The sequence below is a fragment of the Bacillus sp. PS237 genome, assembly GCF_037963345.1.
Taxonomy (GTDB): Bacteria; Bacillota; Bacilli; order Bacillales; family Bacillaceae; genus Bacillus; species Bacillus subtilis.
The window spans coordinates 4,082,077-4,095,893 of sequence record NZ_CP150156.1; the positions used below are offsets into that span (position 1 = coordinate 4,082,077).

Sequence of the window (13,817 nt, forward strand, 5' to 3'; positions counted from 1 at the left end):
TTTTTGGTTTTTTTTCATATTTTTTTCTCAGACCAACTTATATGCGGCTTTCAAACAAAAAACAAGCCCCTTAAATAGGGGCTTGCAGACATATTCTATTTAGTTCGCACGGTACACACTGCGAAGGACATTTGTTTGTGAGCGGTCTGGACCGACAGAGAAAATAGAAAGCGGAATGCCTGTCAGCTGAGACACACGCTCAAGATAATGGCGCGCATTTTCCGGAAGCTCGCTCAAGCTCTTCGCACCTGTAATATCCTCAGTCCAGCCCGGCATTTCTTCATATACCGGCTCACATTCAGCAAGTGCCTTAAGACTTGCTGGGAATTCTTCAATGATTTCGCCTTTGTAGCGGTACGCCACACAGATTTTCAACGTTTCAATTCCTGCTAGGACGTCAATTGAGTTCAGAGAAAGATCTGTAATTCCGCTCACACGGCGGGCGTGGCGGACAACAACGCTGTCAAACCAGCCGACACGGCGCGGGCGGCCTGTTGTTGTTCCATATTCGCGTCCGACTTCACGGATTTGATCGCCGATTTCATCTTTCAGCTCAGTCGGAAAAGGACCGTCGCCGACACGAGTCGTATATGCTTTTGATACACCGACAACGTGCTTGATTTTGGTCGGGCCGACACCAGAACCGATCGTGACACCGCCGGCAACCGGGTTAGATGACGTAACAAACGGGTATGTTCCTTGGTCGATATCGAGCATAACCCCTTGTGCGCCTTCAAATAATACACGGCGCCCTTCATCAAGAGCATCGTTTAAGACAACAGATGTATCGCAAACATACTTTTTAATCTGCTGTCCGTACTCATAATATTCGTCTAAGATATCCTCAAGTTTAAACCCTTCTGTCTCGTACATTTTCTCGAGAAGACGGTTTTTTTCTTCAAGATTGCGCTCAAGCTTTTCCGCAAACGCGTCACGGTCTAACAGATCCGCGATGCGAATTCCGATGCGGGCTGCTTTATCCATGTAAGCAGGGCCGATTCCTTTTTTCGTTGTGCCGATCTTGTTAGCCCCTTTACGCTCTTCTTCCACTTCATCCAATTTCAAATGATACGGCAGAATGACGTGAGCTCTGTTGCTGATTCTCAGGTTATCTGTACTCACGTTGCGCTCATGAAGATACGCAAGCTCTGTGACTAATGCTTTCGGATCTACAACCATTCCGTTTCCGATTACACACGTTTTATCCTTATAGAAAATTCCAGACGGGATTAAGTGAAGCTTATATGTGATTCCGTCAAACTTGATTGTATGCCCTGCGTTATTTCCGCCTTGATAACGGGCGATCACTTCTGCATTTTCTGATAGGAAATCTGTAATTTTACCTTTTCCTTCATCGCCCCATTGCGTACCTACTACAACTACTGAAGACATGTCCGTGCACCTCCGTTAACCTTTCAAAACGATTCTATTCAAACAAATCAAGTTTATCAGTGAAGAAACAGAAAGTCAATTGTAAATCCGAACATTAATTTATTGTAAATCTATATTCGTTCGCTTCCATTCGTTTTATAAGCGTTTTCTCACTGCTTTGTCATAAAAAGCTTGCGAAACTTTCATCCTTTAGCATAAGAAAGAATCACTTGCCTGATATCCCTTTTGAATTCATAAAAACGATCCGCCAGCCGTCCGGGTCCTCTATCGTCACGCCCCCATTGCTCCAGTACGGGTTCTCTGATTCGACCTCTTGATAGCCCATGTGCTTTAGCTTTGAAGTGATCGCTGCCAGTTCAACTGCATTCGGCACATAAAAAACAAGAAGGCTGTCGGGATGGGGAACGGGGGCAGTGCTTCCCCCTTCATACTGGGTGAATTCCAAATGATAATCGGCATGAGGAAGGCCGAACATGACACCGTCATACCCGTTATGCTGTGAAAATTCTCCTATTCGTTTCAAACACAGTCCCTCTTCGTAAAAACGAATAATCTCATCAAGCTGGCCCGTAGGACGCGCAATTCGGATTTGTGCTGCTTGAAAAGACGAAAAACGTTTTCCCATATTGTTACCATCTCCTTTTTGCACCATTTTATTAAAACGCTTTCAATTTTTCATCCGCTGAGCGAACGTCATTTCTTCCATCTTTCGAATGAAAAAAACCCCAAGAGCAGCTCTTGGGGCTTATGCGCCGGGCGGAACGCCTGCGTCATCAAAACGCCGTTCCAGGTTGACGAATTTGTTGTATTCTTTTACGAACGCAAGAGACACGGTTCCTACCGGGCCGTTACGCTGTTTGGCGATAATAATTTCGATAATATTTTTATTCTCGGTTTCTTTGTCATAGTAGTCATCACGATAAAGGAACGCGACAATATCCGCGTCCTGCTCGATACTTCCTGATTCCCGGATATCAGACATCATCGGACGTTTATCCTGACGCTGCTCAACACCCCTGGAAAGCTGAGAAAGCGCGATAACAGGGACTTGCAGCTCCCTCGCAATCGACTTCAGTTCACGGGAAATTTCAGATACTTCCTGCTGACGGTTGTCCTTTGAACGACCGCTTCCCTGAATCAATTGCAGGTAATCGATCAAAATCATGCCCAGCCCGCTTTCCTGCTTCAAGCGGCGGCACTTGGCACGGATTTCACTCACTCGAATACCCGGTGTATCATCGATGTAAATCCCGCTGTTCGATAGGCTTCCCATTGCCATCGTCAGCTTGCCCCAATCCTCTTCGGTCAGGTTACCTGTACGGAGATTCTGGGCATTGATATTTCCCTCGGCACAGAGCATACGCATAACGAGCTGCTCGGCACCCATCTCAAGACTGAAAATCGCTACGCTCTCATCGGTCTTCGTCGCCACGTTTTGTGCGATGTTCAGGGCAAAGGCTGTTTTCCCTACTGAAGGACGGGCAGCCACAATGATCAAGTCGTTGCGCTGGAAACCCGCAGTCATCCGGTCAAGCTCCGTAAACCCTGTTGGAATTCCCGTGATATCACCTTTTCGATTGTGAAGCTGTTCGATATTATCATAGGTCTGGACAAGGACGTCCTTAATATTTTGGAAGGCACTCGTGTTTTTGCGCTGTGCCACTTCCATAATCGTTTTTTCCGCTTCACTGAGTAAATCCTCGACCTCATCCTCACGGGTATACCCGTCTTGAGCAATCGTTGTCGCAGTTCTGATTAATCGGCGAAGAATCGATTTTTCCTCAACGATTTTCGCGTAATATTCTATGTTAGCCGCTGTCGGCACCGAGTTTGCGATATCTGTCAAATATGAAATACCGCCTACTTCTTCCAGCAGGTCTGTGTTCGCAAGCTCTGATGTAACTGTCACCAGATCAACCGGTTCACCTCGGTCACCGAGCACCAGCATCGCATTATAGATTTTTTGGTGGGACATTCTATAGAAATCATCTGGAATCAATACTTCTGAAGCCAGTGTTAAAGCAGACGGCTGTAAAAAAATAGCGCCTAACACGGCTTGTTCGGCTTCTATATTTTGCGGAGGAAGCCGGTCATTCAGAAGGTCTGTCATGCTAAGCACCGTCCTCTCATTAAAAAATCTCCAACCTCCATTCTACCATTTCTACAGAAAAAAAATAGAAAAATTGTCTGTTTCCTGTTTTTTTCAGTTAGCAGATTGGATCGTTTCGGACAGTAACAAGGCGGGAAAAATGCAATAAAACATAAGGGAGGAATGAAAGATGATAAAGAAATATGCGATTACACCTAATGTTGATGCGGACGGCTGGTTTATTGAGGTGGAGAATGTAGCGCCGACAGCTTTGTATACGTCTAAAGACGCCGCTATTGAAAAGGCCAAACAGGTGGCTAAGGAAAACAGTCCGTCTAAGCTTGTAATTTATGACCAGTTTAAAAATGTGGAAGAAGAACACTCATTTTAATGAATGAAAGCCTTCGCTGCAGCGAGGGTTTTTTAGCGGTTATCGGTTTATTTCATCCATTGGATGCCTATGTGCATCATCAAATCTGCCGCTTTTTGATACAGATCCCACTCCCCGATCGAAGCAAATTTCCCCATCAGCTCCTGAAGCTTTAACCTCATTGCTATATATTCTTCGAAAGTGACAGCTTTTTCAGTGTCTATTTGGTGTTCCTTCAGCATTTGTTTTAATAAGGATAACGGTGCGTGCATAAGAACCCTCCTTACCTCTTTTATAACGGTCATTTTCCGATTGCTCTATTCCTTTGTGACATCTTCTTACATTTCACATCTGATTCTTGTACAATGGACAGAAGAGAGGAGGGATCTTTTGTGAGACCTTTGCAAATTTCTGCCGAAACTGCACAAAAGCTTGCAGAGTCCTTGAATCTGCCGCTTGAACAGATCATGCATATGCCTCAGCATATTCTGCTTGCCAAAATGGCTGAACTGCAAAAAGAGGACAAATCATAGCCTTCATTCACATACTTGCTTACCTGTTTCGGGATAATATCATGTATATGTTAGAAAAGAGGAGTAACTGCTTTGCCACATCCACATAATAAAAAAATCCAATCATTTTGGCTGATCACCGGCATTATCTTTATCGCCTTTAACTTACGGCCCGCGATCACTTCAGTCGGTCCGGTCATCAGCTCTATCCGGGCAGAGCTGCACATGTCCAATGGGGCAGCCGGTTTTTTGACCGCACTGCCGCTGCTTTCGTTTGCAGTTCTTTCTCCGCTTGCACCTAAGCTTGGACAGCGCCTCGGTAATGAGCGAACTTTATGGCTAGGTCTCGTGATACTGCTGATCGGTGTTCTGACTCGTTCTACCGGCTATACTGCCGCTTTGTTTTTCGGAACAGCACTTATCGGCGTCGGGATTGCGATTGGTAACGTACTTTTGCCAAGCTTAATCAAACATAAATACCCTGAAAAGCCAGGGATCATGATCAGCCTGTATACGACATCAATGAATATATTCGCAGCTTTAGCATCGGGTGTCAGCGTTCCTTTAGCGACCCAGATGAATGGCGGATGGAAACAAGCCTTTCTCTTATGGGGCGGGCTGGCTTTACTTGCATTGCTAATCTGGATACCTCAGCTGCGCCATCGAGATACGGCAAACCAGACAATGAAGCTGCAATCCAGTTCCATTTGGGCTTCCAAAATGGCATGGTATGTCACCATCTTTATGGGCCTGCAATCGTTTTTATTTTACAGCAGCATCGCTTGGTTTCCTGAAATTCTCCGTTCACACGGGATTGATACGGCAACAGCCGGATGGATGGTATCACTCATGCAATTTGCGAGTCTGCCTTCCACTTTTCTGACGCCAGTTTTAGCTGACCGTGTGAAACAGCAGCGCGGTATCGTTGCGGCGCTGGCCTCAGTTTATCTGATCGGCCTTTGCGGATTATTAGCGGGCGGAAGCCATACATTGCTTGCCATCTGGATGATCATTATCGGTATCGGACAAGGCTCCAGCATTAGTCTGGCCCTTACTTTGATTGGTCTCCGCAGTGAAAATGCCCAACAGGCCGCTGCGCTGTCAGGCATGTCTCAGTCATTCGGCTACCTGCTGGCAGCAGTCGGGCCAATCTTTGTCGGCTATCTCTTTGACCAGACGCATTCTTGGACGATGCCGATTGTGCTTCTCATTGCTGCCCTGATCGTAATGGGAGCAGCCGGACAGGGAGCCGGACGAGATCGATACATTTTCCAGTCAGAAAAACAAAGAAATTCAGCATAAAGCGGGGAAGATATCTCCGCTTTTTTCTTTGAATATTTATGGTTTATTCATAAGTTTTTCATATTTGTTTTTTACAATGAGACACCATAAAGAGGTGAAAAACGATGAAAACCAAACGATTCGACGCAGCCCTTATTCTTATTTTGCTAGCAGCAGCTTTTTTGAATACGTATCACATTTGGCAGGATGATACAGCAAACCAGTACTATTTGGCGGCTGTAAAAAGCATGACGCAAAGCTTCCATAACTTTTTTTATGCGTCATTTGACCCTTCTGGATTTGTGACAGTAGATAAGCCTCCTGTCGTGTTATGGATTCAAACGATTTTCGCACTGATTTTCGGTGTTCACACGTGGAGTGTCATCATTCCCCAGGCTCTTGCCGGAGTTGGATCTGTCTTCCTTCTCTACAGAATGGTTAAGCCGACTTTTGGAGTTGGAGCGGCCCGCATTGCCGCACTTGTCATGGCACTGACCCCTATCGCAGTAGCTGTCAGCCGGACAAACAATATCGACAGCATGCTTGTTTTTACCTTATTGCTCGGTTCAACTTGTCTGCTTAGGGCAGTAAAACAAGGCAAGCTGGTTTGGCTGCTGACGGCATTTGCCCTGATTGGGCTCGCCTTTAATATGAAGATGATGCAAGCGTTTATGGTATTGCCTGCATTTGTGTTATTCTACCTGATTGCATCTCGGGTTTCTCTGAAGAAAAAAATCGGGTCCCTGCTTCTGTCTCTTGTCCTTCTGACAGGCCTTTCACTCTCATGGGCGATTGCAGTGGATTCAGCCTCTTCCTCAAGCCGGCCTTATGTAGGAAGCAGCCAGACTAACTCAGTGCTAGAACTGGCCTTTGGCTACAACGGCACAGAGCGTCTGTTTGGGCAAACTACGGGCCTTGCAAAGGGTGATATGAATGCTGCTGGCGGAGGGAACATGCAGAATCAAGACAACATGCAAGCGCCAAATGGCAACGGTTCATCTTTTTCTCAGAACGGTAATCAATCATTCGGAAACCATTCACAGGCGCCTCAGCCGCCTAACGGACAAACCGGCGCTCTCAATGGAGGCGGAGGCACACCTCCCACAGGTGGCAACGGACCTGGAAATGGAGGGCCTGGCGGCGGAGGCGGAAAAAGCGTGAATATGTTCGGCACCGGTGATCCTGGACCGCTTCGTCTCTTCCAATCAGCACTTTCCGGCCAAATCAGCTGGATGCTTCCATTCTCATTGATCGGATTACTGGGCGCAATCATCAGCTGGTACCGTGATCGCCGCGGACATGCTGCTAAAATGAAAGAAACGCTATTCTGGGCGGCTTGGCTTGTTCCCGTGGCTGGTTTCTTCAGCATCGCAGGATTCTTCCACCAGTATTATTTGATTATGCTGGCACCGCCGATTGCCGCCCTTTCTGGTATCGGATGGTATACGATGCACCGCTTATACAAAAATAATAAAGACTGGTCCAGCTATCTTCTGCCGGCAGCCGTCTTGATCACAGCCGTGTTTCAGGTGTATATTCTGAGCGCTTATACAAGCCAAATCGGCAGTGTATGGATGTATGTCCTGGGGCTCTTAGGACTGGGCATCACCCTTGCACTTCTGATGCTTAAACGCAGCCATCCGTTCAGTAAGCTGCTGACCATCATCAGCTTGTGCGTTCTGCTTCTCACACCAGTTTACTGGTCAGCAACGCCGCTTCTATACGGTGGCAACAGCGTCCTTCCTGAATCCGGCCCGCAGCTCAAAGGCTCAGCAAACGGCGGGAACATGTTCTCTTCAGAGGTCGACAGCGGGCTCCTGTCCTATCTGAGAAAACACAATACCGGCGAAGAGTATTTATTTGCTACTTTGACAACCGTAACAGCTGCGCCATACATCATTTACGAAAATGAATCTGTTATGGCAATGGGCGGGTTTAACGGCACGGATCCCATTCTGACTGTGTCGGAACTGAAAAAACTGATCAAAGAAGGCAAAGTGAAATACTTCCTTCTGTCAGAAAACAACTCAGGCAACAGCGAACTTGTTTCCTGGATTAAGAAAAACGGAAAAGAAATAACATCTGACGAGTACAGCGGTTCCTCCAGCAGCACAAACAGCGTGCAGGGAATGCGAAGAGGACCTGGCGGAGAAAGCCAGCAAACTCTTTATCTCGTGGAATAAAAAAAGAGGCTTGGATGAATCCAAGCCTCTTTTCTATTAAGCTTCTTCTTTTACATGTACCTTTAACACAGCCTGCACTTCAGGATGCAGCTTCACAGGCACGTTTGTATATCCTAATGCACGAATGCCGTCCGGCAGTTCAAGCTTCCGCTTATCTACTTTAATGTTATGGTCTTTTTGGAGCTGTTCAGTGATTTGCTTGCTTGTCACTGAACCAAATAAACGGCCGCCCTCACCTGATTTTGCGCTAAGCTCAACAGTCAGTTTTTCTAATGTCTCTTTCAAGCTCTTAGCCTGCTCAAGCTCAGCAATGGCTTCTTTTTTCTCTTTCTGCTTTTGTCCGTTTAACGCGCTGATGTTTGACGCGTTCGCTTCAACCGCGAGGCCTTTTTTAATTAGAAAGTTATGCGCATAACCGTCTGCTACGTTTTTGACTTCGCCTTTTTTTCCTTTTCCTTTTACATCTTGTAAGAAAATAACCTTCATCTCTGTACGCCTCCCTCAAAATACTCATCTATGGCGTGCTTCAGCCGTTCCAGCGCTTCAGAAACTGAAATGCCGGACAACTGAGTCGCCGCATTTGTTAAATGCCCTCCGCCTTCCAGGGCCTCCATGATGATCTGAACATTTACCTCGCCAAGCGACCGAGCACTGATACAAACCGTTTGTTCATCCCGTCTCGCCACCGCAAATGAAGCCTCAACCTCACTCATCGATAGCAGCGAATCGGCAGCCTGCGCAATCAGCACTTGATCGAAGTATTCCTCTTCATTTTCAGGAAGAGAAGCAATCGCAATGTTATCTTTATAGAGGACCGTATGCTGGATCAGCTTCGCCCGTTTAATATAGGAATCAACGGTTTCTTTCAGAAACTTCTGCACCAGCACCGTGTCGGCGCCTTTTGCCCTTAAATAAGAAGCCGCATCGAAAGTCCGCGAGCCCGTGCGGAGAGAAAAGCTCTTTGTATCCACTATTATACCAGCTAATAGGGCTGTTGCTTCAATCATATTGATTTTTAAGCGCTTCGGCTGATATTCAAGCAGCTCTGTCACCAATTCCGCTGTGGAAGAAGCGTATGGTTCCATATAAACGAGCAGCGGATCTCTGATAAACTCCTCACCTCTTCGGTGATGGTCGATGACCACGATATGTTCAATTTTATTGACCAGCCGTTCCTCCATGACGAGTGACGGCTTATGTGTATCAACGATCACAAGCAGTGTGTCATCATTGGAAATCTCCATTGCTTCTTCAGGCGTAATAAATCTTGACCACAGTTCTTCATATTTTTTGATTTCCCCAATCAAACGCTGCACACTTGATCCGATTTGGTTTGGGTCAATCACGATAAAACCATCTTTGTTATTTGCCTGAGCCACCTTTAAAATCCCGATCGCTGCGCCGATAGAATCCATGTCGGGGAATTTATGCCCCATGATAATCACATTGCTGCTTTCGGTGACGATTTCCTTTAAGGCGTGAGAAATCACGCGGGCCCGCACCCTTGTTCGTTTCTCCATTGGGTTTGTTTTACCGCCGTAAAACTTCACCTTGCCGTTTGGCAGCTTAATGGCTACCTGGTCTCCGCCGCGTCCCAGTGCTAAGTCCAAGCTGGATTGCGCCAAATCGCCAAGTTCTTTCAGGGAAGAGACTGAAGCCCCGACACCGACGCTTAACGTCAGCGCTACACCGTCAAACGAGGTTTTTTCCCGCACTTCATCAAGAATCGAAAACTTCGAATTTTCGAGTTCAGTTAAGATATGTTCATTAAGTACAGCAATAAAGCGTTCTGAAGACGTCCTTTTCAAGAAGATCCCGTACTCCTGCGCCCAAGCGTTCAGCAAAGATGTCACCTGGCTGTTCATCGTGCTTCTCGTCTGGTCATCCAATCCTTGTGTCACATCATCATAGTTATCAAGGAAAATATATGCCAGGACGGTTCTTTCGTTTTCATATAGCTTTTCAATCTGGATTTGTTCTGTTACATCAAAGAAATATAAGAGACGCTCATCCCGTTTGATGACAACCCTAAACTTGCGGTCATTCAATGTAACCGTTTCCGATTCCACCTCTTGTTTGATAAGCGGCACTACCGATTCACAAGTATCGTAAAGTGATCTCCCCACTAAAGTGCTTTCATTAAAACAAGAGGAAAGAAACGGATTTGCCCATTCTATATAATATTGGTCATTAAAAAGCATGATTCCAATCGGCATTTCCATCAATGCCTCTTCACCGACTTTTTTCAACCTGTAGGACAACGTAGAAATATAAGCATCAATCTCTTGTCGAATAAGAGAATCAGCACGCTTAATAAAAAACAAAATAACTGCCAGCAGCAGCACTTCGACGGTTCCTAATATCCAGTTAAAATAAAAGCTGATGAGGATTGTAATAATTGACAGAGCAATCAATGCATAGATGGGATACCGAAACAGCGGTTTTTCATAAAAGCTTGGCATTTCTATCACTCCCCACCATGTGAGTAAAACTCATGTTCACTTCACCTTATTCCTTATATGAAAGCCCATATCTAAAACGCCTAAAATGCGAATGGCCGCCATGAAGACCGGATGCACAAACCCAAGTATGACAGCAATCACAGCCGCAGCCTTTGGATATTGTTTCTTATGGCAATAGAAAAAGATAAATGATAAACCTTGGATGAAAATCAGAAACCCGAGTATAAACTCCCCATTTAAAGCGATAGAGTACAGCATTTGGCCTTTTTCTAAAGGCAAAAATGAAAGCATGACAATAATCAAATACAGTACTACAACACTTTGCGGAAACTTCAACTCTCTAAAAGGCTTTAGATTAGGAATATCGGGGGAGAATCGCCTTAAGAGCGGCTTAGCGATAAGGTAACTGAGGAAAGAAAAAATAACTCCTACCATCACAATAGCTGTTGGAAAAAGATATTGAACGATACCCAATTGTTCTTCCATCAGTTTTAATTGCTTCTCAAACTGCCCAGCATTGCCCGACTGCTTCGCTACAGTTTCTACAATATCAAGAGATTGCCGGTATTGTGTCATTGCCTCATCAATGATATTGATACCCAAAAACTGAATGCTTATCACAAAATAGAAGACAATACTAAGCATATAAATAAGAGCGCCCGAAATAATGGCGTGCCCGGGCTCTTTCCTTTTGAAAAAATGTCCCATGGCAATGCCGGCGCAAGCTGACATAAAAGCTACAATAAGCCCGTTAAAGGACCCGACAATAAAAACAACCGGAAGACTGACAGCGCCCATCCATATCCCTAGCTTCAATCCATGTCTGATCGTATACAAGATCATTGGCAGCGGCAGTGCAAATAACAGAATTGTTCCAATCACAGGAACATAAACGACCAGAAGCGTAATGATCGCAAACAGACTGATTAAAATAGCACCTTCCATTAAAGCTCTCGTTTGTTTCACTTAGTCACCTCGTATCATCCTGAACATACGAATAGAAAAGAGCAGCATAAACGACTGCTCTTTTGTTCATCGCTGCAACATGCTTTGCACCGAATGTTTTTATATCATCTCTAAATTTTACTTTTATATTTTAACATAAGTCCAAATCGCAAGTAAAATGACGCTAATGTTTCATGTGAAACATGAAAAAGGAAAAGACATTCTTTGAAAAGAATGCCCATCACAATTAATGTTTATCATCCATAAAGCCAGAAGATTCCTTGTTTTTCTTTTTCGTTTTTCTGACATACATAAAAATTAAGATCACCAGTAAAAGGGTTGTTGCTTGCAGAACGCCGCTGCTAAACAAGAAAAAGTTCTTTATCATGTCCCACATTGTGTTTCACCTCTTTGTGCATGTTCTCAACCCGTATCCTATATAAGGTGAATTTCCCTTTTTAAAAACTTCAAAACATCATGAACAACATTGAGCGTTGGGCATATGCTGATATGGAATCTGATCGATAAAGGAGAATTTTCACATGGATGAACGCAGAACATTGGCTTGGCATGAAACATTAGAAATGCACGAGCTGGTTGCTTTTCAATCAAACGGACTCATTAAACTGAAGAAAATGATAAGAGAAGTAAAAGACCCTCAGCTCAGACAGCTTTATAACGTGTCTATTCAGGGTGTTGAGCAAAATTTGAGAGAGCTTCTTCCGTTCTTTCCACAGGCTCCGCACAGAGAGGATGAGGAAGAAGAACGCGCAGATAACCCATTTTACAGCGGTGACCTGCTCGGTTTTGCCAAAACATCTGTCCGCAGCTATGCCATCGCAATTACAGAAACAGCAACACCTCAATTAAGAAACGTACTGGTCAAACAGCTGAATGCTGCCATCCAGCTGCACGCCCAAGTTTATCGATACATGTATCAGCATGGATATTATCCGTCTTACAACCTTTCTGAACTGTTGAAAAACGATGTCAGAAACGCCAACAGAGCCATTTCAATGAAATAAAACAAGCAGCAAAGGAGTTCCCTTTGCTGCTATTTCTGCTGATCCTTCACTAAGCCGTTCGAACGATAAGATTCCAGCACGTCTCTGTTGGATTCTCCCCATTCTTTCATTTGCAAAACAATCGGTTCAAGCGTGCGCCCAAATTCCGTCAGAGAGTACTCTACCTTGGGCGGCACCTGGTGATAAACCTCACGGTGCACGATGCCGTCCGCTTCCAGCTCCCTCAGCTGGAGAGTAAGCATTCTTTGAGTAATACTCGGGCAGATTCGCCGAAACTCATTAAATCGTTTCTTGCCATCTATCATGTGATAAAAAAGAATTCCTTTCCACTTTCCGCCAATGACATCTAGAGTGAATTCAACTGGACAGCCTTCTTTGTTCGGGTATATATTCTTTTTTTCACTCATTCTTGACCCTCCAATAGTACCTTTTTTGATACTACATTACATTTTGCAACTAATCTACCCAGTATTTTACACACCTTTTCTCCTTAGCTCAAAGAAAATGCTTCTTATTCACATCAATTTTTAAGGGTTTGCATGATTACACCTGCAGCAAGACGTGTTAAACTATATAAAGATTACACTACTTAAAAAAGGATAGGAGCTATCATGGAAAAGATACTTATTTTCGGACACCAAAACCCAGATACAGATACGATTTGTTCTGCGATTGCTTATGCTGATTTGAAAAACAAACTCGGCTTCAATGCTGAGCCTGTCCGCCTCGGACAAGTCAACGGCGAAACACAATACGCGCTTGACTATTTCAAACAAGAAAGCCCGCGTCTTGTTGAAACAGCTGCAAACGAAGTAAACGGCGTTATCCTGGTTGACCATAACGAACGCCAGCAAAGCATCAAAGACATTGAAGAGGTTCAGGTTTTAGAGGTTATCGACCATCACCGCATCGCTAACTTTGAAACAGCTGAGCCGCTTTACTATCGTGCTGAGCCTGTAGGCTGTACGGCTACCATCTTAAACAAAATGTACAAAGAGAATAACGTGAAAATCGAGAAAGAAATTGCCGGCCTTATGCTGTCTGCGATCATTTCTGATTCCCTGTTATTTAAATCTCCAACTTGCACGGACCAAGACGTAGCAGCAGCAAAAGAGCTTGCGGAGATCGCTGGAGTAGATGCTGAAGAATACGGCTTGAACATGTTGAAAGCAGGCGCTGATCTAAGCAAAAAAACAGTGGAAGAGCTCATTTCTCTTGATGCGAAAGAATTTACACTCGGCAGCAAGAAAGTCGAAATCGCACAAGTAAACACAGTGGACATTGAAGATGTAAAAAAACGCCAAGCTGAATTAGAAGCTGTGATCTCAAAAGTTGTGGCTGAGAAGAATCTTGATCTGTTCCTTCTCGTTATCACAGATATCTTAGAAAATGATTCACTTGCTCTTGCAATCGGTAACGAAGCAGCGAAAGTGGAAAAAGCGTTCAACGTTACATTAGAAAACAACACAGCCCTCTTAAAAGGCGTTGTTTCCCGTAAAAAACAAGTCGTTCCTGTCTTAACAGACGCAATGGCTGAATAAGCAAAAAGCATCCCGCG

General features: G+C 44.7%; 15 protein-coding genes. 6 read left to right on the forward strand and 9 right to left on the reverse strand.

Annotated elements, in window-relative coordinates:
* Window positions 1-99: 99 nt before the first annotated feature.
* From purA to dnaB, 3 genes are all read right to left on the reverse strand, one after another.
* Window positions 100-1,392 (reverse strand): adenylosuccinate synthase, encoded by a 1,293-nt coding sequence (purA, locus tag NST22_RS21170; protein ID WP_003243325.1) that lies wholly within the window; start codon window positions 1,390-1,392, stop codon window positions 100-102.
* Between the two features lie 205 nt (window positions 1,393-1,597).
* Window positions 1,598-2,017 carry a VOC family protein gene (locus tag NST22_RS21175; protein ID WP_003243491.1) on the reverse strand — a complete coding sequence of 140 codons (420 nt, stop codon included), beginning with the start codon at window positions 2,015-2,017 and terminating at the stop codon, window positions 1,598-1,600.
* Window positions 2,018-2,137: 120 nt separating this feature from the next.
* Window positions 2,138-3,502: a replicative DNA helicase gene (gene dnaB, locus NST22_RS21180; RefSeq protein WP_003226923.1), complete on the reverse strand. Its 1,365-nt coding sequence runs from the start codon at window positions 3,500-3,502 to the stop codon at window positions 2,138-2,140.
* Between the two features lie 169 nt (window positions 3,503-3,671).
* Here dnaB and NST22_RS21185 point away from each other — a divergent pair, with 169 nt between their 5' ends.
* Window positions 3,672-3,872, forward strand: a complete 201-nt coding sequence (locus NST22_RS21185) for a DUF2188 domain-containing protein (RefSeq protein ID WP_003226922.1) — start codon at window positions 3,672-3,674, stop codon at window positions 3,870-3,872.
* A 47-nt stretch (window positions 3,873-3,919) separates the two neighbouring features.
* On the opposite strand, the gene NST22_RS21190 is transcribed toward NST22_RS21185, so the two are convergent.
* Window positions 3,920-4,123 (reverse strand): hypothetical protein, encoded by a 204-nt coding sequence (locus NST22_RS21190; protein ID WP_003244312.1) that lies wholly within the window; start codon window positions 4,121-4,123, stop codon window positions 3,920-3,922.
* Window positions 4,124-4,243: 120 nt separating this feature from the next.
* On the opposite strand from NST22_RS21190, the gene NST22_RS21195 reads away from it, so the two are divergent.
* The 3 genes from NST22_RS21195 to NST22_RS21205 all read left to right on the forward strand — a co-directional run bounded on the left by NST22_RS21195 (window position 4,244) and on the right by NST22_RS21205 (window position 7,827).
* Window positions 4,244-4,384: a YycC family protein gene (locus NST22_RS21195; RefSeq protein WP_003242786.1), complete on the forward strand. Its 141-nt coding sequence runs from the start codon at window positions 4,244-4,246 to the stop codon at window positions 4,382-4,384.
* 72 nt (window positions 4,385-4,456) lie between these two features.
* Window positions 4,457-5,665, forward strand: a complete 1,209-nt coding sequence (locus NST22_RS21200) for a CynX/NimT family MFS transporter (RefSeq protein WP_003226917.1) — start codon at window positions 4,457-4,459, stop codon at window positions 5,663-5,665.
* A gap of 104 nt (window positions 5,666-5,769) precedes the next feature.
* Window positions 5,770-7,827 carry a glycosyltransferase family 39 protein gene (locus NST22_RS21205; RefSeq protein WP_003242651.1) on the forward strand — a complete coding sequence of 686 codons (2,058 nt, stop codon included), beginning with the start codon at window positions 5,770-5,772 and terminating at the stop codon, window positions 7,825-7,827.
* Between the two features lie 36 nt (window positions 7,828-7,863).
* On the opposite strand, the gene rplI is transcribed toward NST22_RS21205, so the two are convergent.
* The 4 genes from rplI to NST22_RS21225 form a co-directional block, all read right to left on the reverse strand.
* Window positions 7,864-8,313 (reverse strand): 50S ribosomal protein L9, encoded by a 450-nt coding sequence (rplI, locus tag NST22_RS21210; protein ID WP_003226915.1) that lies wholly within the window; start codon window positions 8,311-8,313, stop codon window positions 7,864-7,866.
* Complete coding sequence (gene gdpP, locus NST22_RS21215; RefSeq protein ID WP_003242517.1) at window positions 8,310-10,289, reverse strand: cyclic-di-AMP phosphodiesterase GdpP; 1,980 nt, start codon at window positions 10,287-10,289, stop codon at window positions 8,310-8,312. The genes rplI and gdpP overlap by 4 nt, the downstream gene beginning before the upstream one ends.
* A gap of 36 nt (window positions 10,290-10,325) precedes the next feature.
* Window positions 10,326-11,255, reverse strand: a complete 930-nt coding sequence (locus tag NST22_RS21220) for a YybS family protein (protein ID WP_003243969.1) — start codon at window positions 11,253-11,255, stop codon at window positions 10,326-10,328.
* Window positions 11,256-11,481: 226 nt separating this feature from the next.
* Window positions 11,482-11,631: a hypothetical protein gene (locus tag NST22_RS21225; RefSeq protein ID WP_003226909.1), complete on the reverse strand. Its 150-nt coding sequence runs from the start codon at window positions 11,629-11,631 to the stop codon at window positions 11,482-11,484.
* 145 nt (window positions 11,632-11,776) lie between these two features.
* Between NST22_RS21225 and cotF the strand changes: the two genes are divergently transcribed.
* A complete protein-coding gene (gene cotF, locus NST22_RS21230) occupies window positions 11,777-12,259 on the forward strand; it encodes a spore coat protein CotF (protein ID WP_003243364.1) in 483 nt (160 codons plus the stop codon).
* Between the two features lie 29 nt (window positions 12,260-12,288).
* Here cotF and hypR read toward each other — a convergent pair whose 3' ends face one another.
* On the reverse strand, window positions 12,289-12,666 hold the full coding sequence (gene hypR, locus NST22_RS21235; protein ID WP_003242487.1) for a transcriptional regulator HypR: 378 nt from the start codon (window positions 12,664-12,666) through the stop codon (window positions 12,289-12,291).
* A gap of 204 nt (window positions 12,667-12,870) precedes the next feature.
* Between hypR and NST22_RS21240 the strand changes: the two genes are divergently transcribed.
* Entirely contained in the window at window positions 12,871-13,800 is a 930-nt protein-coding gene (locus NST22_RS21240; protein ID WP_003226902.1) for a manganese-dependent inorganic pyrophosphatase, read from the forward strand.
* Window positions 13,801-13,817 lie beyond the last annotated feature (17 nt).